This window comes from Ruegeria sp. B1, from assembly GCF_056535885.1.
In genome coordinates, this window is the sequence record NZ_JBQFJA010000001.1 from 2,426,022 (window position 1) to 2,445,454 (window position 19,433).

The 19,433-nt window shown below is 58.8% G+C and carries 22 protein-coding genes; 8 read left to right on the top strand and 14 right to left on the bottom strand.

Translation table 11 applies throughout. The features are described from left to right. Positions 1-21 precede the first annotated feature (21 nt). From ACR3ES_RS11985 to ACR3ES_RS12005, 5 genes are all read right to left on the bottom strand, one after another. Positions 22-1,380, bottom strand: a complete 1,359-nt coding sequence (locus ACR3ES_RS11985; protein ID WP_170432565.1) for a dicarboxylate/amino acid:cation symporter — start codon at positions 1,378-1,380, stop codon at positions 22-24. Between the two features lie 275 nt (positions 1,381-1,655). Next, positions 1,656-2,045 carry a VOC family protein gene (locus tag ACR3ES_RS11990; RefSeq protein ID WP_170432562.1) on the bottom strand — a complete coding sequence of 130 codons (390 nt, stop codon included), beginning with the start codon at positions 2,043-2,045 and terminating at the stop codon, positions 1,656-1,658. A 6-nt stretch (positions 2,046-2,051) separates the two neighbouring features. Continuing rightward, positions 2,052-2,876, bottom strand: a complete 825-nt coding sequence (locus ACR3ES_RS11995; RefSeq protein ID WP_170432558.1) for an arginyltransferase — start codon at positions 2,874-2,876, stop codon at positions 2,052-2,054. Positions 2,877-2,952: 76 nt separating this feature from the next. Continuing rightward, a complete protein-coding gene (locus ACR3ES_RS12000; protein WP_170432555.1) occupies positions 2,953-3,384 on the bottom strand; it encodes an RDD family protein in 432 nt (143 codons plus the stop codon). Between the two features lie 66 nt (positions 3,385-3,450). Continuing rightward, entirely contained in the window at positions 3,451-3,873 is a 423-nt protein-coding gene (locus ACR3ES_RS12005; protein WP_170432551.1) for a DUF2852 domain-containing protein, read from the bottom strand. Positions 3,874-3,974: 101 nt separating this feature from the next. Between ACR3ES_RS12005 and ACR3ES_RS12010 the strand changes: the two genes are divergently transcribed. From ACR3ES_RS12010 to ACR3ES_RS12030, 5 genes are read left to right on the top strand one after another with little or no spacing between them, the layout of a single operon-like run. Continuing rightward, on the top strand, positions 3,975-4,403 hold the full coding sequence (locus ACR3ES_RS12010; RefSeq protein ID WP_480493361.1) for a DUF4440 domain-containing protein: 429 nt from the start codon (positions 3,975-3,977) through the stop codon (positions 4,401-4,403). Between the two features lie 40 nt (positions 4,404-4,443). Then, on the top strand, positions 4,444-7,239 hold the full coding sequence (locus ACR3ES_RS12015) for a [protein-PII] uridylyltransferase family protein (RefSeq protein WP_480425390.1): 2,796 nt from the start codon (positions 4,444-4,446) through the stop codon (positions 7,237-7,239). Then, on the top strand, positions 7,223-7,495 hold the full coding sequence (locus ACR3ES_RS12020; RefSeq protein WP_170432542.1) for a hypothetical protein: 273 nt from the start codon (positions 7,223-7,225) through the stop codon (positions 7,493-7,495). Before ACR3ES_RS12015 ends, ACR3ES_RS12020 begins: the two co-directional genes overlap by 17 nt. Positions 7,496-7,541: 46 nt before the next feature. Further along, entirely contained in the window at positions 7,542-8,750 is a 1,209-nt protein-coding gene (locus tag ACR3ES_RS12025; protein ID WP_170432539.1) for an RSP_2647 family RNA methyltransferase, read from the top strand. After that, complete coding sequence (locus ACR3ES_RS12030) at positions 8,747-9,289, top strand: RSP_2648 family PIN domain-containing protein (protein WP_170432537.1); 543 nt, start codon at positions 8,747-8,749, stop codon at positions 9,287-9,289. The genes ACR3ES_RS12025 and ACR3ES_RS12030 overlap by 4 nt, the downstream gene beginning before the upstream one ends. Before the next feature lie 69 nt (positions 9,290-9,358). Here ACR3ES_RS12030 and ACR3ES_RS12035 read toward each other — a convergent pair whose 3' ends face one another. Continuing rightward, positions 9,359-10,045 (bottom strand): M48 family metallopeptidase, encoded by a 687-nt coding sequence (locus ACR3ES_RS12035; RefSeq protein ID WP_170432534.1) that lies wholly within the window; start codon positions 10,043-10,045, stop codon positions 9,359-9,361. 238 nt (positions 10,046-10,283) lie between these two features. Between ACR3ES_RS12035 and ACR3ES_RS12040 the strand changes: the two genes are divergently transcribed. After that, positions 10,284-10,928, top strand: coding sequence for a protein-S-isoprenylcysteine O-methyltransferase (locus ACR3ES_RS12040; protein WP_170432532.1), 645 nt, complete (start codon positions 10,284-10,286; stop codon positions 10,926-10,928). Positions 10,929-11,175: 247 nt separating this feature from the next. Here ACR3ES_RS12040 and ACR3ES_RS12045 read toward each other — a convergent pair whose 3' ends face one another. The 6 genes from ACR3ES_RS12045 to ACR3ES_RS12070 all read right to left on the bottom strand — a co-directional run bounded on the left by ACR3ES_RS12045 (position 11,176) and on the right by ACR3ES_RS12070 (position 16,012). Continuing rightward, positions 11,176-11,769 carry an NAD(P)H-dependent oxidoreductase gene (locus ACR3ES_RS12045; RefSeq protein ID WP_170432529.1) on the bottom strand — a complete coding sequence of 198 codons (594 nt, stop codon included), beginning with the start codon at positions 11,767-11,769 and terminating at the stop codon, positions 11,176-11,178. 88 nt (positions 11,770-11,857) lie between these two features. Next, complete coding sequence (locus ACR3ES_RS12050) at positions 11,858-13,042, bottom strand: vWA domain-containing protein (protein WP_170432526.1); 1,185 nt, start codon at positions 13,040-13,042, stop codon at positions 11,858-11,860. Positions 13,043-13,046: 4 nt separating this feature from the next. Next, on the bottom strand, positions 13,047-13,217 hold the full coding sequence (locus ACR3ES_RS12055) for a hypothetical protein (protein ID WP_170432523.1): 171 nt from the start codon (positions 13,215-13,217) through the stop codon (positions 13,047-13,049). 7 nt (positions 13,218-13,224) lie between these two features. After that, a complete protein-coding gene (locus ACR3ES_RS12060; protein WP_480425394.1) occupies positions 13,225-14,592 on the bottom strand; it encodes a DUF2927 domain-containing protein in 1,368 nt (455 codons plus the stop codon). Further along, positions 14,589-15,038, bottom strand: a complete 450-nt coding sequence (locus tag ACR3ES_RS12065) for an N-acetyltransferase family protein (protein ID WP_480425396.1) — start codon at positions 15,036-15,038, stop codon at positions 14,589-14,591. Before ACR3ES_RS12065 ends, ACR3ES_RS12060 begins: the two co-directional genes overlap by 4 nt. Before the next feature lie 128 nt (positions 15,039-15,166). After that, complete coding sequence (locus ACR3ES_RS12070) at positions 15,167-16,012, bottom strand: AAA family ATPase (RefSeq protein ID WP_170432520.1); 846 nt, start codon at positions 16,010-16,012, stop codon at positions 15,167-15,169. 382 nt (positions 16,013-16,394) lie between these two features. On the opposite strand from ACR3ES_RS12070, the gene dksA reads away from it, so the two are divergent. Next, on the top strand, positions 16,395-16,817 hold the full coding sequence (dksA, locus tag ACR3ES_RS12075) for an RNA polymerase-binding protein DksA (protein ID WP_170432517.1): 423 nt from the start codon (positions 16,395-16,397) through the stop codon (positions 16,815-16,817). A 72-nt stretch (positions 16,818-16,889) separates the two neighbouring features. Then, on the top strand, positions 16,890-18,038 hold the full coding sequence (locus ACR3ES_RS12080) for an FAD-dependent monooxygenase (RefSeq protein WP_170432514.1): 1,149 nt from the start codon (positions 16,890-16,892) through the stop codon (positions 18,036-18,038). A gap of 4 nt (positions 18,039-18,042) precedes the next feature. On the opposite strand, the gene xth is transcribed toward ACR3ES_RS12080, so the two are convergent. Both xth and ACR3ES_RS12090 read right to left on the bottom strand, forming a co-directional pair. Then, positions 18,043-18,822 carry an exodeoxyribonuclease III gene (xth, locus tag ACR3ES_RS12085; RefSeq protein ID WP_170432510.1) on the bottom strand — a complete coding sequence of 260 codons (780 nt, stop codon included), beginning with the start codon at positions 18,820-18,822 and terminating at the stop codon, positions 18,043-18,045. 279 nt (positions 18,823-19,101) lie between these two features. Next, positions 19,102-19,425 (bottom strand): HesB/IscA family protein, encoded by a 324-nt coding sequence (locus tag ACR3ES_RS12090; RefSeq protein ID WP_170432508.1) that lies wholly within the window; start codon positions 19,423-19,425, stop codon positions 19,102-19,104. Between the last annotated feature and the right edge of the window lie 8 nt (positions 19,426-19,433).

Below are 19,433 nucleotides of genomic sequence, written 5' to 3' on the forward strand. Positions count from 1 at the left end.
GCAGGCCTCCGGTCTCTCTTTTTAAGGTGTGTGTTTTGCGTGGGTCAGTTCGGCAAACGCGCGTTCGGCGTCGTGGTCGATTTCGAGATGCGCCAGATCGCTTATACCTGCGTCAGGATCATCGAAAACGGCACGATCCAGCTTGCCGACCTTGTCGGCCACAATCGTCGTGACAACCGCGTCACCGGTGACGTTGACCACGGTGCGCATCATGTCGAGAATCCGGTCAACCGCCAGAATGATCGCGATGCCGTCCAGCGGCATGCCCAGCTGGTTCAGAACCATTGCAAGCATGACCATGCCCACACCCGGAACCCCAGCAGTACCGATCGAGGCCAGGACCGAAATAGAGATGACGGTCAGATACCCGCCGAGACCAAGGTCGATGCCATACACATTTGCCAGAAAGACCGTGGCGACGCCATGCATGATCGCCGTTCCATCCATGTTGATTGTCGCGCCCAAGGGAACACCAAACGAGGCGACAGAGCGGTCCACGCCCACCCGCTGGGTCACGCACTGCATGCTCGCCGGGATGGTTGCGTTCGAGCTGGAGGTCGAGAATGCAAAGACCTGCGCGGATCGCATTTTCCGCAAAAATGCCAGCGGGTTTAGCCCGGTGAAAACATAGAGCAACGCCATCAGCGTGACGCATAAATGGAACACCAGGGTCAGGCTGATCGTGGCCAGATAGCCAATCACAGGGGCAAACAACTCAAAGCCCTCCAACGCAAATGTCCGTGCGATCAGACAGAACACGCCAATCGGCGCAAAGGCCATGACGATCTCGACGATTTTCATCGCCAGTTCATTCATAAACTCACAGCCTTCGACAAAGGCTTTGGCACGGCTCCCGATCATCAGAACCGCGATGCCAACAACGATAACGTAGAAGATGATCTGCAGCATTTCGCCGTTGGCCAAAGCTTCAATGGGGTTTTTGGGAACAATGTTGGCCAGGATCTGCCAGGGGCTGTCAGCAGAGCCGACGGACACGCTCTGATCCGCCAACTGCATGCTTTGGAACGCGGAACCGGGACCCATGATATTGGCAAAAACAAGCGCCGTGGTCACCGCAAGGGCCGTCGTTGCCAGATAGGTGACAAAGGTCAGGCCGCCGACGCGGCCCAGCAGTTTGATATCGCCGATGCCGACCACGCCACAGAGCAGAGAAAAGACAACCAGTGGAACGACCAGCATCTGAAGGGCGTTCAGGAACATTTGCCCGATCATGGCGAACAACCCGTTCACCAGATTGTCCTGCAGGAGCGGCATGTCCAGGTAGTTCAGTACCAGACCGAGAACCGATCCGACGGCCAGTGCTATCAGAATCTGCGTCGTCAGATTTGCCGACAGCAATCTGTGGATTGCGTGTTTCATTTGAATTCTCCCAATCAAACTCAAACCACCAGGACGGGACCCTGATGCCGAAATCGTTACGTCAACTATGTCCAGCGATGCTGGCCGTCTAAATTCAAACGCATGCTTTGGTGCACGGGTTAAGGCGTAGGTGGTGACGACGGATCAGTTTTCAACTGCTCAAAAAGTAATCACCAAACACAGTGTCGCGAAAAAAATGGTCAGTCGAGTATGTCTGGCCTGTGCTCTGGGCCGGTTCAGAACCTAGAACCCGGTAAACGCAAGTCTTTGGAAAATCACGAGAACTGGATCAGATCCCACCTGTTTCCGAAGGGATCGCGCCAAACGGCAACGGACCCATAAGGCTCGTGACGCGGCTCTTCTTCGAACTCGACGCCATTCGCCAGCATTTCGGTATGGTCGCGGTCGAAATTCCCGGTTTGCAGGAAAAACCCGACCCGCCCGCCGGTCTGGTTGCCGACTGTAGCAATTTGGTCGGGACCGTCCGCCTTGGCCAGCAAAAGCGAGCCGCCCGTCGAACCCGGCGGCGTCACCAGAACCCAGCGCTTGCCACCGCCCAAATCAATGTCCTGCGTCAGCTCAAAGCGCAAAGTCCCGGTGTAAAATGCAATGGCGTCATCGTAGTCCGGCACCACAAGGGTGACGGCATGAAGGCTCTGCTGCATCTGCGGTCACCCTTTGGTGGGATGACGATCAGGCAATTGGATATTGGCCACCTGTTCCGCAATCGGGGGGGAGGAGAGAGGATGCTGCGCCGTGCCTGAGAAGGTGGACGGATCGCTCACTTTCTGCCATGCGCCCTGAACATAGGCCTCAAGCCCAGAAAACTTGGCTTTGTATCCCATTTTGGGACTGCCCGGCACCCAATACCCCAAATAGACATAGGGCAGGTTCGCCTCGCGGGCGATTTCAAGGTGATCCAGAATCATATAGGTGCCCAGCGAGCTCTGCGGCTGCTGCGGATCGTAGAACGAATACACCATGCTCAGCCCGTCATCGAGGACATCGGTCAGGCTAACGGCGATCAGGTCGCCACTTTTGGGATCCGTATACTCCACGATCCGGCTGCGGATCGGGGTTTCCTCGATCATCGCGGCAAATTCGAATACGTCCATATCCGCCATGCCGCCATCCGCGTGGCGGGAATCGAGATAGTGACGGAACAGGTCGTATTGCTCGTCTGTCGCCCAGGGTGAGGTCGCCCGGCGTTTCAGATAGCCATTGCGCTTGGCGGCGCGTTTCTGGCTTTTGGTTGGACGGAAGGCCGAGACATCAATCCGGGCCGACAGGCAGGCTGCACAATCCGTGCAGGACGGGCGGTACAGAACATTTTGCGACCGGCGGAATCCCTGTTGAGACAAGGAGTTATTGAGCTGATCCGCGCCTTCGCCTTGCAATGCGGTGAACAGTTTACGCTCCATCCTGCCATCCAGATAGGGGCAGGGCTGGGGTGCCGTCACATAGAATTGTGGCGCAATTGGCAGCGTGTGTCGCATGAATGTCCCATGTAGCCTCGGAGCCGATGATAGCAACGGTTTTTAGGGCCGCCAAGTGGTTTGCTATGAGACGAAATCACGCGCGCTGATTGATCATAACCGTGCCCAGGAAAGCGTCGGTCAGGCCCTGACAGCGGGCGCTGGTCAGCATCATGATCACCGAGACAATCTGAATGACCGGAAACGCCATGCTGATGAAATACCCGGCCGTATGGGCGACAGCTTTGCCTGTATCCAGTTTCTCACCAAACGAGTCCCGCAGCTCAATTCCCATGAAGCGCATGCCCAGCGTCGCCGATCCGCTGGAGATGGTTATCACGCGATAGACAAAGCTCACGACCGCGTAAATCAACGCAAGGATAAAAACCCCAAATCCGAGCGTAAACAGGATCGCCACCGTACACAGCAGCGAGATAAAGGCGATATCGAACAGCCACGCGACAAAGCGCTTGGTCGCCACCGAGCGATAGAATTCGGGTTGGCGATCGGGATCGGGCAAATGGGTCATATCTTTGGGTCCGGATAAAAAGGTCGGGTTACCCTGTCCCGAAACACCGGGACAGGGCAAGAGGCATCAGGCAGTTTCGCCTTTGTCATCTTCGTCTTTGTTCTCGCGGGCGCGTTCGTCCATGAATTGGTCGAACTCGGCCTTGTCTTTGGCCTCACGCAGGCGGTGCAGAAAGGCTTCGAAGTCCTGCTGTTCGCGCTCAAGACGCGCCAGAGTGTCGGACTTGTAGGCGTCAAACGCGCTGTTGCCTGACGGCTTCATTGCGCTCATGTGGCATTGCCACGATTTGCGGCGGCTGCAGGACTTGCTGAACATGCGTTTACTCCAGATCATATAGGCCAGTAGGGCGAGGCCGATGGGCCAGAAAAAGATGAATCCAAGCACCATGGCGGCGATCCAGGCGCCTTTGCCCTTATCGTCCATCCAGGCCTCGGCCCGATAGAACCATCCAGGGTTATGGGGAACTGTGGGGTTGGACAGTGCGGTCATGTAGGCTCTCCAGGTAGATGTAAACTCTTTTCACATTGTCTATGTGGGGGTCCGCCTGCGTGTTGCAAGGGGGGATGTGAAAAAGATTTACATTTTTCGCTGTGGTTGACCTGAAACCGGATCAAACGCAGGGTGCGGGCATGACGATGAAGGAACAAAACCCCGCCCCGACGCTGGATGAAATGCTCGATCTGGAAAAGCAGGTCTGGGCCGCGCTGGTCGACGGAAATGCCGAAGCGGATCGAGCCTTGCTCAGCCCGGACTTTCTGGGCGTTTATCCGTCGGGCTTCGCCAACCGGGACGACCATGTGGGTCAGTTCGCAGATGCGCCGACCATGGCGCGGTTTGAGTTGAGCGAGGCCAAACTCATGGTGCTGACCCCTGATATTGTGCTGCTGTCCTATCGCGCCGATTATCAAAGGCCGGGTGCCGCGGATTGGGAGGCGATGCTGATTTCGTCGCTCTGGGAACGGCGGAACGAGGTCTGGGTCAACAGTTTCAGTCAGGACACGCCCCTCGACGCAGATTGACCCATTGACCCGGCGGCGCCGCAATGCGCAGGTTGCGCCCATGACCGATGCCCTAGCCATTACCCGCCTGCCACGTGCGTTTGACCCCGCTCTGGGGGCGGAGGCGCGCGGGCTGGTGCCGGATTTGCCGGCAGAGCAGGCCGTACTGATTGCCGGAGCAGCAGGGACAAGCCCTTACCTCAAGGGGCTCATTGAGCAAGAAGCTGCTTGGCTGCCAAGCGCACTGCAACGCCCCGATACAGCGTTGGCCAAGGTGATGGCCGCCGCGCAGGACCTACCTCCGGATCAGTTGAAACCCGGTTTGCGGTTGGCCAAACGGCGCGTTGCTTTATTGACGGCGCTGGCCGATCTGGCAGGCGCCTGGCCCCTGGAGAAAGTGACGGCGGCGCTGACCGATTTTGGCGGGATGGCCGTCGATCTGGCAGCCAAGGCAGAGATCGCTGCCCTGGTGCGGCGCGGTAAATTGCCCGGTATGACCACGGACGACGTGGAAACAGCGGCCGGAATGGTGGTGCTGGCCATGGGCAAGATGGGCGCGCATGAGCTGAATTACAGCTCGGACATCGATCTGATCGTTTTGTTTGACGAGACCCGCTTCGACCCCGATGACTTTTACGACGCGCGCCACGCCATGGTGCGCGCCACACGGAATTTTTGCGCCACACTCAGCGACAAAACGGCCGATGGCTACGTCTTTCGCACCGACCTGCGCTTGCGTCCCGACCCGGCGGTTACCCCAGTCTGCATCGCGATGGAGGCCGCCGAGCGCTATTATGAAAGCCTGGGCCGCACCTGGGAACGCGCCGCCTATATCAAGGCGCGCCCCTGCGCTGGTGACATCGCAGCCGGTGATCGGTTTCTTGAGGTATTGCGGCCGTTTATCTGGCGGCGTCATCTGGATTTTGCCGCGATTCAGGACGCCCACGGCATGCGCCTGCGGATTCGGGAAACCAAGGGTACCGGCGGCGCGCTTACAATCCCCGGACATGACATGAAGCTGGGGCAGGGCGGAATTCGCGAGATCGAGTTTTTCACGCAGACCCGACAGTTGATCGCAGGGGGGCGTGATCCGGATTTGCGGGTGAGCGGCACGGTTGCGGGGCTGTCTGCTTTGGCTGCCAAGGGATGGGTGCCTGAAGAGGTCACAACCAAGCTTACCGATCACTACCGCGCCCATCGCGAGGTCGAACATCGCATCCAGATGGTGCATGACGCACAGACCCACAAAGTACCGCAATCCGAAGACGGGATCGAACGCATCGCCTGTCTGATGGGCATCAGCCGCGCCGACCTGACCCGCGATCTGACACATCGCCTGACCGAGGTGCACGACCTGACCGAAGGGTTCTTTGCCCCCGGCCACGCCACCCGGCCAACGCCCACGCAAGAGGTTGATTTTGACAAGGGCGTTCTGGCGCGATGGACAACCTATCCCGCCCTGCGCTCACAACGCGGTCGGCGGATATTTGACCGGCTCAAACCCGAAATTCTGTCGCGCCTCGCCAAAACCGCGCAACCCGAAGAGGCGTTGCAGGCCCTTGATGGCTTTCTCGCCGGGTTGCCGGCCGGGGTGCAGCTGTTTTCCCTGTTCGAGGCCAATCCGCACCTGATCGATCTGCTGATCGACATTGTCGGCACATCACATGCGCTGGCCTCTCACCTGTCGCGCAATGCACTGGTGTTTGACGCGGTGATCGGCGGCAGTTTCTTTGCTGATTGGCCGGGGCAGGCGGCCTTGCAGTCTGAGCTGTCGCAGGCACTGTCTGCGGAAACCGACTATGAAACCCAACTGGATCTTGCGCGTCGCTGGTGCAAGGAATGGCATTTTCGGGTCGGTGTGCACCATTTGCGCGGGTTGATCGATGGCGCGCAGGCGGGGCGTCAGTATGCCGAGCTTGCGCGCGCGGTCATTGCCGCGATTTTTCCGCATGTAGCCGCCAATTTCGCCCACAAACATGGGCCTGCACCGGGGCGTGGGGCTACTGTTCTGGGGATGGGGTCCATCGGGGCCGGGCGGATCAATTCGCAATCCGATCTGGACATGATTGTGATCTACGACCCGCAGGATCAGGACATGTCAGACGGGCCGCGGCCTCTGGCCACCCGGACCTATTACGCAAGGTTCACCCAGGCGCTGATCACCGCATTGTCGGCACCGATGTCTCACGGGCGGTTGTACGAAGTCGATATGCGGCTGCGCCCGTCAGGCAATCAGGGACCGGTCGCGACCAGCTGGGCCAGTTTCACCAATTATCAGCAAAACGAGGCCTGGGTCTGGGAACACCTTGCCCTGACCCGTGCGCATGTGGTGGCCGGTGACATCGGTCTGGGCGAAGACATTGAGAGCTTTCGCGCCGAATTCCTGTTGCATCCGCGCGATCCCGAAAAAGTACTGCACGACGTTGCCGAGATGCGCACCCGACTGGCGGCGGCCAAATCGCCAGCCGGACCATGGGACGCCAAGAATGGCGCAGGCCGCCTGATGGATATCGAACTGATGGCCGAAACCGGCGCGTTGCTGTCCGGTGTGGCGCAGCGCGATGTGCATTCGGGTCTGGACGGGGCGGTCGCTGCCGGGTTGCTGAATGTCGCGCAGGCACAAACGCTGAAAGACTGCTATGACCTATGCTGGTCCGTGCAATGTGCGGCCCGTCTGTTGTCCGGCAAAGTGATAGAGGCCGACAAAATCGGCGAAGGCGGCGCGGCCTTTCTGTGCCGGGCCACGGGTTTTGAACAGGTCGATCAGTTACAGGCCGCGTTGCAGGACAGTTACACGACCGCCGCCGAACTGATCGGTGGCGTGATTAAGGAGAGCGATGATGGCGCGCAGCAGTGATCCCAACGACCCCAAGGGGCTGATCTGCGAAGCCTATCGCATTGACGGCATCGCCTTGCCCGAATGCCGTAGCATTTTTCTGGATTGGGCGCTCAGCCTGCCGGACGGGCTGGATCAGAAACAGGCCCTGAAGGACTTGCATCGTGCGTATTGCGCACAGGATGCGGACCACCCGATGACGCAGGTGCTGGCTGAAGGGCTTCAGTCTGCACAGGCGCCCAAGCGGCGTGGTGGGTGGCGCGCCCGCGACCGCTAAGCCATCGGGGCTTTCCCATCCTCGGCTTGGCGATTAAGAGGGCGTCATGACTCAAGCCGCGCAAATCGACCGCCCCCGCATCCGTCTTAAACCCAAAGCCGACGCGCGCGGTCTGCGGCACGGGTTCCCATGGGTCTATGCCAACGATATCGTCACCGATCGCCGCACGCGCAAGCTTGCGCCCGGTGCGCTGGCGGTGCTCGAAGATGACAAACGCGCACCCATCGCGCTGGTGGCGGTCAATCCGGTTTCCAAGATCATGTGTCGGGTTTTGGATCGCGATCTCGATGCGGACCTGAATAAAAACTGGTTCGAAACCCGTTTGAAACGCGCGGTTGAAATGCGTGCGCAATTGTACGAGGCGCCATATTACCGGCTCATCCACGCGGAGGCGGATGGATTTCCCGGTGTCATCATCGACCGCTTTGGCGACGTCTGCGTGATCCAACCGAATGCGGCCTGGGCCGAAGCACATCTCGAGATGATTGCGGAGGCAGTGGTCGCCGTCACGGGTGCCACAACCGTGCTCAAGAATGCATCCGGCCGCACCCGCAGCCTTGAGGGTCTCGACGACGTAAACCTGACCCTACGTGGACCTGCGCCGGACGCACCGTTGCCCGTGCCAATGAATGGCGCGACTTACATGGCGGACCTTACCGAAGGACAAAAGACCGGGCTGTTTTACGACCAGCGTCCCAATCATGCGTTTGCTGCGCGGCTGGTGCACCACGAAGCGCAGGTTCTGGACGTCTTCAGCCATGTCGGTGGGTTTGGGCTGGCCATGCTGGCGGGCGGCGCGGCACAGGCGCTTGCTGTCGACGGATCAGCGGCGGCTTTGGCGCTGGCCAAGAAAGGTGCCGAGGTCTCGGGGTTTTCGGATCGGTTTCAAACCCGGCAGGGCGATGCATTTGAGGCGCTGTCACAATTGGCAGAAGAAGCGGTGCAATTCGATGTTGTCATCTGCGATCCGCCGGCCTTCGCGCCGTCCAGACAGGCGCTGGATGCCGGGTTGCGCGCTTACGAGCGTATCGCGCGTCTGGCCGCGCCTTTGGTCAAACCGGGCGGGTATCTGGGTGTGTGTTCATGCTCTCACGCAGCGGATCTGGGGCGGTTTCGCGATGCTTCATCCCGTGGCATCGGGCGCGCCGGGCGGCAGGCGCAGCTGATCCATACCGGCTTTGCAGGTCCCGATCACCCGCAACTGCCGCAACTGGCCGAGAGTGGATATCTCAAAGCCGTGTTCTACCGGTTGTGAAGGCGGTTCTGGATACCTGCGTCATTTACCCGACCGTGATGCGAGAGATGCTGCTGGGCGCGGCCAGCCTCGGGCATTTCACACCCATCTGGTCAGCGCGCATCCTTGAAGAATGGGCCCGCGCTGCCCGAAAGCTTGGGCCCGAGGGCGAGGCGCAGGCCCGCGCTGAAATCGCCCTGACGCAGGCCAACTGGCCCGACGCCGAGCGCGCACCCAAACCGGGGCTGGAGCAGCGCCTGTGGTTGCCCGACAGCGCCGATATCCACGTTCTGGCCACCGCCATCGCGGCGTCTGCGGATGCGATCATCACCGTTAATGCCAAGGACTTTCCAAAGCACATTCTGGCCGAGGAAGGTTTGCACCGCCACGATCCTGACGGCTTTTTACATGCGATCTGGTTGACGGATCCTGACGGCATCACAGGTGTCGCAGCCCGCGTTTGTCGTGAGGCAAACCGCTTGTCCGGATCTGAATGGACCATGCGCGCGCTGATGAAAAAAGCCCGCCTACCGCGCCTTGGCAAAGCGCTGGGCCAATAATGGGATCTCCTTCATCTGGCCAAAAATATCCCGGAGAGCGCGAGAGGCTGGCCTCTCGCCACCCTGCGATCAGCCGCGTGTCCAGCGTTGCTCAAGGACCTCAAGCGCGGCAATGCGCTCGTCCGTCTTCGGATGGCTCATCAACCAAGCGGGAACCATCCCCGCACGCTGCTCCGTCAGGTCCTCAAGCTTGTGAAACAGGGATTTCTGGGGTCCGATGCCGATCCCGGCCTTGGTCAGCAGCGCAGCGGCATATTCATCCGCCTCATACTCATCCGCGCGCGAAAGGCGCGAGGCCAAAAGCGACGTCAGCGCGTTGGCGATGATCGCCCCGATAAACGGAATGAACCGGTTCAGGACCATGATCAGAGCAGTCCGCATGGCATTTTGCCCGGAAAAGTCGATCATCCGCCGCCGCGCATGACCCAAGGCCACATGCCCCAATTCGTGCGCGATCACGCTGGCCATTTCCTCGGCTGAAACCTCACCATTTCGGAATTTGCGGTAAAAGCCGCGCGTGATGAAAATGCGCCCATCCGGCGCGGCCAACCCGTTCACCGGATCAATTTCATAAATGTAGACGGGCACCCGCGACACCTCGAGCGCCGCCGCCAGCCGATCCGTCATGCGCTTCAGCGCCGGATCGGCTAATTCGGTCGATTTCTGATCCAGCTCACGATGCGTGCGCCAGACGGATATCCGGTACATAACAAAGGCGTAGGCAATGGCCAAAAGGATCGGGGTGAGGCGCAACATGATCTAGATATGGGTTTGCCGTGCGACAAGAGCAAATGAAAAGTTCAAAGCCAGTTCGCGGGGGTGAGCCGTGTTTTGACAAGGAACCCTCCCACATGTGTTTCGATCTCGACCTGCGACAGGACGCCCGCCTCCTTTGGGTCGAAACAGTTGAGAGCGCCTCGCACCTGACCTACATTTGCATAATCGGCCAGCAGAAAGATCGCCAGCTTCTCCCAACCCGAGAAAGAGGACGAATATGGTCGGTAAACTCATCCCATATGCCATCTTGATTATGGTCACCATCGCAGCGATTTGGCGCGGCGCTCCGTATGAGACGGTGGTCGTCATCGGGCTTGTGGCGGCCTGGTACACTATTCGCATTTACCTTACGGACTCTGTGCCCCTTCAAGTGCAGCAGGAGCGGGATGCACGGCGTGAGCGGCTGCTGACCGCGTCAGTGGCCGTTGGGATGATATTCCTGCCGCTGATCGCACTGGCGACACCGTTGTTTGATTTTGCGGCCTATTCAGCCCTACCAGGTCAATTCTTGTTGGGAGGAGCGGCGGCGCTGGTGGGTCTATACTGCTTCTGGCGCTCTCACGCGGATCTTGGCGCATTCTGGTCAGCGCATCTGGAATTGCGCGAACAGCATGTTTTGGTAACGCACGGCATTTACAGCCGGATGCGGCACCCGATGTACACAGCGATTTTTCTGATCACTTTCGCTCAGGCGCTTTTGTTGACGAACTGGGTGGCTGGCCCGACGGGGTTTGTAATTTTTGCTCTGCTATACGCCGTTCGCCTTGGGCCGGAAGAGCAAATGATGGCCGAGCAATTCGGGGAAGAATGGGAGGCTTACGCCGCCCAAACCCCCCGCCTATTGCCCCGTCTCAGAGCCTGAAAACGAACATGTTCGGTCGGTTTATCTCCTCACTCGAAAGAGAAATGAAGTGCAGTCGTTAAACCTATCCAAGTCTGGACCAAAGCAGACATAATGCGCGCCAGATGCGGCTCACGTTTTTCTTGAGGACTGCTCATTTCCTGTCTCTCAGACATCAACCAGCGCAGGACGCATGCAATGAGGTCGGGTCTCAGGGTGTTGTGAGCTCGGCACGCCTTGCCAAAGGCCTTACTTGTCGGGGATGCGTCTAGTCTCGCCGTGGCGATGGCAAGCCAAACCCTATTTCATAGCTTCTGTCCAACAGCGCCTGTCGCCGTTTCGCAGATCCTGTCGCGCCATGGAGAACCTCGATTTTTCGAGGGGAAAGCCCAAAATAGCCAAATGTGCCCTGGGTCCATATGGTTTCAAGGGCATTTTGGTATCCGGCGGCTTCCATTTCATCTGAACGCGCGCCCGCTGGGATCAGTAGTATTCCAGACCTTGGTTTTTGCAGGGATTTTTCCCGGTCGTCCAACTGGTCATAGGCCCAACCCCAGGCCCAGACCCGATCAACCCAGCCTTTCATCATGGATGGCATGCCCCACCAGAACAGAGGGAAGGCGAGGCAAATGGCGTCGGCGCGGGCGATCCGGTCCTGCTCGGTCACAACATCGGGCGGGGCCTCGGCGTTTTCGTCCCTTTCAATATCAGCCATCGACCAGCGCGGATCAAAACCCTCGGCATGTAAATCCGCAAGCTCGGTGGTGTGGCCCGCCGCTTTGGCACCCGCGATGAGTTGCGCGGCACTCGCGGCGGTGAACGAATTCGGGCCAGGATGATCAAGAATTGTGAGGACGTGCACGTGAAATCTCTTACTTCTACTGTGATTTGACGCGGCAACCGTCAGTCCTCAACCTAGGTTGAGGTCAAGAAGAAAGTATCAGCACGTGCTACCGGGTCAGCTCGCGCATACCTTGTTCCAAACCCGCCAGCGTCATGGGTACCATTCTGTTCTCAAAGATTTCCTGAATCATGCCGATAGAATGGGTGTAGCCCCAGTACTTGTCGGGTACGGGGTTGATCCAGATATTCGAGGTCCACTGATCGCGCGCCCGATTCAGCCAGACCTGACCGGATTCCTGATTCCAGTGTTCGTTCGCACCGCCTGGATAAGCGATCTCATAAGGGCTCATCGACGCGTCGCCGACAAAGATGCATTTGTAATCCGGGCCGTAAGTGCGCAGGACTTCATGGGTCGGGGTCTGTTGATCCCAGCGGCGGCGGTTGTCGCGCCAAACGCCTTCGTAGAGGCAGTTGTGGAAGTAGTAGTATTCCAGGTGTTTAAACTCTGTCCGTGCGGCCGAGAACAATTCTTCGACCACTTTGATATGCGGGTCCATCGAGCCGCCGACGTCCAGAAACAGCAGAACTTTGACGGCGTTGTGCCGTTCGGGGCGGGTTTTGACGTCCAGATAGCCATGTTCCGCCGTCGCGCGAATGGTGCCGTCGAGGTCCAACTCTTCCGCCGCGCCTTCACGGGCCCAGCGGCGCAAGCGCTTCAGGGCGACCTTGATGTTGCGGGTCCCCAGTTCAACTGTGTCGTCCAGGTTCCTGAATTCGCGTTTGTCCCAGACTTTGACCGCGCGCTGATGGCGGCTTTCCTTCTGACCAATGCGCACGCCTTCGGGATTGTAGCCGTAGGCCCCGAACGGAGAGGTTCCGGCGGTGCCGATCCACTTGTTGCCGCCCTGATGGCGCCCCTGCTGGTCCTTGAGACGCTCGCGCAGCGTTTCCATCAGTTTCTCAAAACCACCCAGCGCTTCGATCTCGGTCTTTTCTTCATCGGTAAGGTGCTTTTCGGCCATTTTGGCAAGCCAGTCGGCGGGGATATCGACCGCTTCGAGCACCTGATCAAAGCTGATCTCATCCAGCCCCTCAAAACTGGCGGCAAACGCGCGGTCGAACTTGTCGATGTTGCGCTCATCCTTCACCATCGACACGCGGGCAAGATAGTAGAACGCCTCGACATCGTAGGTTGCAAGACCCTTCTTCATGCCCTCCAGAAAGGTCAGGTACTCGCGCAGCGAGACCGGAATGCCAGATTTGCGAAGGTTATCGAAGAAGGGCAGAAACATTCGGTCAAAACACCAGACGGACCAGCACCATCGACAGGATCAGACCCAGCAGGGCAAAGGCGATCCCATACCCGGCGGCATATTGGGCCATATCAGCCGCATTGCCATTGCGTTTTTTTGCGGTCATCGCGCCCAGGATTGCCCCAATTATCGCCATTCCCAGAACCACTAACATTGTTGTCTCACCCGTCTGTGCTGCTGTCCGGTTGCCTGATCGCGGCGTCCTGCACAAGAGACCGTGCCACCAGATCCGAGCCAAAGCCGTATCGCGCCCACCCCAGACTGTCCACCCTGACCGCACGTGCCTGCTGTGTCTGGCCAGCCTGTTTTAGCGCCTCGGATTTCAGCAGCAGCAACGTTGCAAGGAGCGATGCGTTCTCGGCGCGTGTCATCACGTCAATGGCGTCATTTAACTCGGGTAAAACGCTGGGACCCTGATCGCGCGCCAGTGCAAACGAGGATGTCTGAGCCGTCACGTGGGCCCGATGAACTTCAGTTCCGGGTGTCGCGTTCAGGAACTGCATCGCGATCTCATACTGGCGCTGCGCCTCTTCGGGGTCGTCGAACTGGATCATCCGGCCCATCAGGTAATGTGGATAAGCGCGGCGATGGTCGGTCCAGCCCTGTTGCTGACCGATCCGCGCCGCTCGTCTCGCCGCTCGCATCTGTTTCGGTGATCCCGGGCCTGGACCCAGCGAATTCTGTATCGCGTTGATCCACGCGCGCGGAGTGTCCGAGATCGGCTGCACTGGAAGCGTGTCGCCTCGTGGGTTCAGGCGGCTGAGCACGCCCGGAATGACGGCTGCAACCTGTTCCCGGGTCATGCCGCTGCGCAGTTCAGGCGCATAAGCGGCGCGCAGAATGAGCATGTCGAAACCGGTCAGGACGGTGTGAATGTTGTCGTCGTTGAACACGGAATCCGGCAGGTGGTAGAGGTCATTCAAAGGCCCCAAGGCCTGCGCCAGTTCCTCGTGCAGGCAATCGCGCATCTCTTGTGGGCTGACATCGTAAGGGATGAAAATGCCCAGCCGTTCGCGGTTGCGCAGTTCGGTCCAGCTGCTTTTGCGCTTGCGCCGGTCTTGTCGGTACTCCTCGAGGCTGGATGCATTGGGTACGACAAAACAAGCGGCCTGGGGCAGGATGCGGTGAATCTCTTCCTGGCTGACCGCTTCGATGGTGATATTGGCCTGACCTTCGCGGATCTGGCGGATGTCTATTCCGGCTTCGCGTTGCAGACGGCGCAGCAGGCGGGTCAGGTCGGTCTGCATGCTTTGCGTTGGCGCGCCTGTCAGCCGCACGGTAACAGGTTCCTCAAATCGCGTAAAAACAGGTAGTTGAGCACCGCTTTCCAGTTCGAAATGCAAGGACACGAAGTCAGCCGCGATATTCAGGTTCGACCGGGCCGGCGGCGATGGGCGTGAGGTCGAGAAGGCCTTTGCCGGAGGAAGGGTCACTTCGACAAATTTGACGTCCTCCGGCAACTCGATGGTTTCGATGGTCGTGCAACCCGCCAGAATGATCGCCAGACCAAGAGCGCCCCGCCGCATCATGGGCGTTGGTACTTGATAAACGGGGTCTGAACGCCGATGCGATCATAAAGCTGACGCGCTGTGTGATTGAACTCCTGTGTCAGCCAATAAACCGTCGGGGCGCCCCGGCGATCCGCCTCGTCATAGACGGCCTGGATCAGCGCGCGCCCCACGCCGGTGCCGCGCGCCTCGGGCCGGGCATAGAGGTCCTGCAGGTAACACACATTCTCCACTTTCCAGGCGTGGCGGTGAAACAGGTAATGGGTCAGTCCGACCAGTTGGTCGCCAGATTCGGCGACACAGCAGCAGAAATCCTGCGGATCATCTCCTAGCAGGCGATCAAACGTCGATTGGTAAATCGCGTCCGGCACCTCGGTCTCATAAAAGGCCAGATAGCTGCGCCACATTTCGGACCAAGGGTCCCGGTCATCGGGACGCAGGGGGCGAATTGTGGGAGGGTTGGTCAATCGGGTGTCCTGAGTTTTTGCGTTATGGGCCGCGCCCCCGAAAACCCGAGCCGCGTCGTCTGATGCTGACATCCGGCCCGCCGCATGGCAAGCCGTCATCACCTGATGTTCAACCGGAGAGGCGGAATTCAGCGTTTGCTGCGCGCCATAAAGGCAAGCCGTTCGAACAAATGCACATCCTGCTCGTTTTTCAGCAACGCGCCGTGCAGTTTTGGCAACGCATTGGCGCCGTCGCGCTTGAGGTCCTCTGCCGTCAGGTCCTCCGCCAGCAGCAGTTTGAGCCAATCCAGAACTTCAGAGGTCGAAGGCTTTTTCTTCAGACCCTGCGTTTCGCGGATTTCATAGAATTGGGTCAAGGCGGTGGTCAGCAGTGCGTCCTTGATCCCGGGGTGATGCACGTCGACGATCCGGCGCATCGTCGCCTCGTCGGGAAAGCGGATGTAGTGAAAGAAACAGCGGCGCAAAAACGCGTCGGGCAGTTCTTTTTCGTTGTTCGACGTGATGATGACAATCGGGCGGTTTTTGGCCTTGATGGTTGCGCCGGTCTCGTAGACGTGGAACTCCATCTTATCGAGCTCCTGCAATAAATCGTTTGGAAACTCGATATCGGCCTTGTCGATCTCATCAATCAGCAAAACCACCTTTTCATTGGCCTCGAACGCCTGCCACAGCTTGCCCTTGCGGATGTAGTTGGACACGTCATGCACGCGTTCTTCGCCCAATTGGCTATCCCGCAAGCGGCTGACCGCGTCATATTCGTACAAGCCCTGCTGCGCGCGGGTGGTGGATTTTACGTTCCATTCGATCATCGTCAGCCCCAGCGCGCCGGCGACCTGCTTGGCCAGTTCCGTTTTACCTGTGCCGGGTTCGCCCTTGACCAAAAGGGGTCGTTCCAGTGTCACGGCGGCGTTCACGGCGATGGTCAGGTCATCGGTGGCGACATATTCTGCCGTGCTTTGGAAACGTGCGGTCATGGGCGCCTCATCTGGTTTTGCGCGATATGCGGGTGGTCAACTGGCTCCGGGTTACAGACCGGCCAGGTTTTTGACAAGCCGGACCGCTGCGTCGCAGAGCGCGAATGTCGCGACACTGCCGAATCCTTTTGCTTGATTCGGAGGCTTTCCAATGTCGCTTTGGTTGCAAACTGCCTTTAAATGGCCCGCCGAGGTTCACAAAAAAACAAGGTTTTGTTGTTTTAAGCCTCGCATTTAGTTTGGTCGGAGTGACGGCGCGGCAGCGCTACGTTTGTGTAGTGACATTCGCCTGTGTGTCGGATACACGCTCCGCAGAAGGGGGTGCCGAATGTCAGGTGAAACAACAGCGACCGACGTTTCAACCCATACCGAGGGAGCAAAAATGAAGCAGGAAGTTTTTCTGCCGGAAGACTACCGCCCGGCTGAAGATGAACCGTTCATGAATGATCGCCAGCTTGAATACTTCCGTCGCAAGCTGCTGGATTGGAAGAACGAGCTTTTGGCAGGCAGCCGCGACACAATCGAAGGTCTTCAGGACAACACCCGCAACATTCCGGACGTGGCCGATCGCGCAAGCGAAGAGACCGACCGTGCGCTGGAACTGCGGACCCGGGACCGTCAGCGCAAGCTGGTGGCCAAGATCGACTCGGCCCTGCGCCGGATCGACGAGGGAGAGTACGGGTATTGCGAGAAAACCGGCGATCCGATCTCGCTGAAACGCCTCGATGCACGACCCATTGCGACCATGACTCTCGAAGCGCAAGAGCGCCATGAGCGTCGGGAAAAAGTCCACCGCGACGATTGATCGCCGGGACATCGTAGATCATTTGCGCCGGGGCCTGTGGCTCCGGCGTTTTTTGTGGTGTAGGTCAGGGTCATGGACATCACAGGTTTGAAATTCGGCATCGTTGGCGCCGGGATTGGCGGGTTGGCGGCGGCTATCGCGCTGCGGAAAAAAGGCGCCGAAGTTTCCGTCTTTGAACAGGCCCCCGAGATTGCCGAAGTGGGTGCGGGGCTGCAGATCAGCGCAAACGGTCTGGCGGTTCTGCGGGCGCTTGATGTCATTGGAAACTCTCCGAAACTTGGCCAGAGGTCTTACGGCACGATCCTACGTGACTATAAGTCTGGCCGATTTATCAGTCGCATAGGTGAACCTGCTGCGGGTCCGACCTACTACTATCATCGCGCCGATCTGATCACGCTTCTGCATGAAACGGCAATGGCGGCTGGTGTCAACATACGGTTGAACAGCAAAGTTTGTGACATTCACCAAAACGCTGACAACGCCGAACTCCAATTGGGCAACGGGGAGGTTTTGCCGTTTGATTGTGCGGTTGCGGCGGATGGTGGGCGCAGTGCGATCCGTCCGATCCTGAACGGAGAGGAAATCCTGGGATTTACCAATCAGGTTGCCTGGCGGGCGACCATTCCGTGGGATCGCGTTTCGAAACTGCCCAAGGCGCATCTTACCATGGGGTCGGGGCGTCACGTCGTGACATATCCGCTCCGCGATCAAAGTCTTCTGAATATTGTCGCCATCGAAGAGAGATCGGATTGGCAGGACGAAGGCTGGCGCCTGAAAGGCGATCCCGAAGATCTGCGCGCCCGGTTCTCGGATTTTGGCGGCAAGATGCACGACGTTTTGCAGGAGGTGCAGGAGACCTTTCTCTGGGCGCTCTTCCTGCGACCTGTCGCGCGGAAATGGCAAAATGGGCGCATTGCCCTTTTGGGTGATGCGGCACATCCGACACTGCCATTTATGGCGCAAGGCGCGTGCCTGGCGCTGGAAGATGCGTGGATCCTGACCCGATCTTTTGAGGCGGCTAGCCTTCCTGCGGCCTTGGCGGCCTATGAAACCACACGGGCCGGGCGGGCGCGCAAGGTTGTGGACGCAGCATCAGCCAATGCGCGGAACTTTCATCTGCGGGGTCCAGCGCGGATCGCCGCGCAAATGGCTCTGACCGCATTTGGGGGCCGGTTGAGACGGCGTTACGAGTGGATCTACGATTACGACGCCACGGCTTGACGTCCTACATGTCGAGGTCAACCCAGACCGGCACGTGATCCGAGGGCTTTTCATGCCCGCGTATCTCGGCATCGATCTGGCAATCTCGCAACAGATCAGCGGCTTGCGGGGTCAGTAGGAAATGGTCAATGCGTATGCCGTCATTCCTGTTCCAGGCCCCGGCCTGATAGTCCCAAAAGGAATAGTGACCGGGCCCCTGCGTGCGGGCCCGAAAGGCTTCGGTAAACCCGAGGTTCAGGATTTTGCGATACGCCGCGCGGCTTTCGGTGCGAAAAAGCGCGTCCTCTCGCCACGCATCCGGGCGTTTGGCATCTTCGGCCTGGGGGATGATATTGTAATCCCCGGCCATCAAAGCGGCGTCTTCGCTGGCCAGCAGATCGCGCGCCCGATCATAGAGGCGCTCCATCCATGCCAGCTTGTAGTCATATTTTGGACCCGGAACAGGGTTTCCATTGGGCATATACAACCCGCATATGCGCAATGCACGCTTGCCGATGACGGTTGCCTCGATCCAGCGGGCCTGTTCGTCTTCATCATCACCGGGCAGCCCCCGTGTGACGTCCTCGAGCGGTAGTTTGGAAAGGATCGCCACGCCGTTGAAGCTTTTTTGTCCATGGGATTCGACGTTATAGCCACGCTCTTCGAACATCTCGCGGGGGAAGTTCTCGTCGACGGACTTGATCTCCTGCAGCAAAACGATGCCGGGATTTGCATCATCCAGCCAACGGGGCAAGGCTTCGGCGCGCGCTTTGATGCCGTTTATGTTGAACGTGGCGATTTTCATGCGAAGTCCTCCGAAGCTCTGACGCAACCTATCGCCCAGAACCGGCCCAGCGGCAAGTCGCAGAGCGGGTGGCGAGGCTCTGCCTCGCGCTCCGGGATATTTTTAGCCAGATGAAGAAACGGATCCTTAACCATATTGTCGAAAGCTGTTTTGGCGGTACAGGCGGGGACGCCGATGACCGCGCCAGGTGAAGCTCTCTGACTTTGCGTCAGAGAGCGGATCCCTTTTCATCTGGCTAAAAACATCCTGGGGGTGTGGGGGCAAAGCCCCCACCTGCGTCTACATGGAAAAAGATGTGCCGCAGCCGCAAGATGAGGTCGCATTTGGATTGTTGATCACAAACCGGGCACCGATCAGTTCTTGCGTAAAATCAATCACCGCATTCTCCAGAAACGGCAGCGAGATTGAATCCACAATGACTTTCTGGCCCTTGCCTTCCAGGACAAGATCATCCTCTTTGGGTTCATCCAGCGCGATTTCATATTGAAAACCGGAACATCCGCCGCCTTCTACGGCGACGCGCAGGGCTTGCCCCTGACTCGCAGCGCCGATTTCGGCGAGGCGATCAAAGGCCCGTTCGGTAACTGATGGGGGCAGATTCATGCCAAGCT

Excerpts from the sequence above, each read along its gene's own strand:
- xth (WP_170432510.1), bottom strand. The coding sequence starts at position 18,822 with ATGAAAATCGCCACGTTCAACATAAACGGCATCAAAGCGCGCGCCGAA.
- ACR3ES_RS11990 (WP_170432562.1), bottom strand. The coding sequence starts at position 2,045 with ATGCAGCAGAGCCTTCATGCCGTCACCCTTGTGGTGCCGGACTACGAT.
- ACR3ES_RS12070 (WP_170432520.1), bottom strand. The coding sequence starts at position 16,012 with ATGACCGCACGTTTCCAAAGCACGGCAGAATATGTCGCCACCGATGAC.
- ACR3ES_RS12055 (WP_170432523.1), bottom strand. The coding sequence starts at position 13,217 with ATGTTAGTGGTTCTGGGAATGGCGATAATTGGGGCAATCCTGGGCGCG.
- ACR3ES_RS12060 (WP_480425394.1), bottom strand. The coding sequence starts at position 14,592 with ATGATGCGGCGGGGCGCTCTTGGTCTGGCGATCATTCTGGCGGGTTGC.
- ACR3ES_RS11985 (WP_170432565.1), bottom strand. The coding sequence starts at position 1,380 with ATGAAACACGCAATCCACAGATTGCTGTCGGCAAATCTGACGACGCAG.
- ACR3ES_RS12000 (WP_170432555.1), bottom strand. The coding sequence starts at position 3,384 with ATGACCCATTTGCCCGATCCCGATCGCCAACCCGAATTCTATCGCTCG.
- ACR3ES_RS12035 (WP_170432534.1), bottom strand. The coding sequence starts at position 10,045 with ATGTTGCGCCTCACCCCGATCCTTTTGGCCATTGCCTACGCCTTTGTT.
- ACR3ES_RS12040 (WP_170432532.1), top strand. The coding sequence starts at position 10,284 with ATGGTCGGTAAACTCATCCCATATGCCATCTTGATTATGGTCACCATC.
- ACR3ES_RS12005 (WP_170432551.1), bottom strand. The coding sequence starts at position 3,873 with ATGACCGCACTGTCCAACCCCACAGTTCCCCATAACCCTGGATGGTTC.
- ACR3ES_RS11995 (WP_170432558.1), bottom strand. The coding sequence starts at position 2,876 with ATGCGACACACGCTGCCAATTGCGCCACAATTCTATGTGACGGCACCC.
- ACR3ES_RS12090 (WP_170432508.1), bottom strand. The coding sequence starts at position 19,425 with ATGAATCTGCCCCCATCAGTTACCGAACGGGCCTTTGATCGCCTCGCC.
- ACR3ES_RS12020 (WP_170432542.1), top strand. The coding sequence starts at position 7,223 with ATGGCGCGCAGCAGTGATCCCAACGACCCCAAGGGGCTGATCTGCGAA.
- ACR3ES_RS12050 (WP_170432526.1), bottom strand. The coding sequence starts at position 13,042 with ATGTTTCTGCCCTTCTTCGATAACCTTCGCAAATCTGGCATTCCGGTC.
- ACR3ES_RS12025 (WP_170432539.1), top strand. The coding sequence starts at position 7,542 with ATGACTCAAGCCGCGCAAATCGACCGCCCCCGCATCCGTCTTAAACCC.
- ACR3ES_RS12080 (WP_170432514.1), top strand. The coding sequence starts at position 16,890 with ATGGACATCACAGGTTTGAAATTCGGCATCGTTGGCGCCGGGATTGGC.
- ACR3ES_RS12015 (WP_480425390.1), top strand. The coding sequence starts at position 4,444 with ATGACCGATGCCCTAGCCATTACCCGCCTGCCACGTGCGTTTGACCCC.
- dksA (WP_170432517.1), top strand. The coding sequence starts at position 16,395 with ATGAAGCAGGAAGTTTTTCTGCCGGAAGACTACCGCCCGGCTGAAGAT.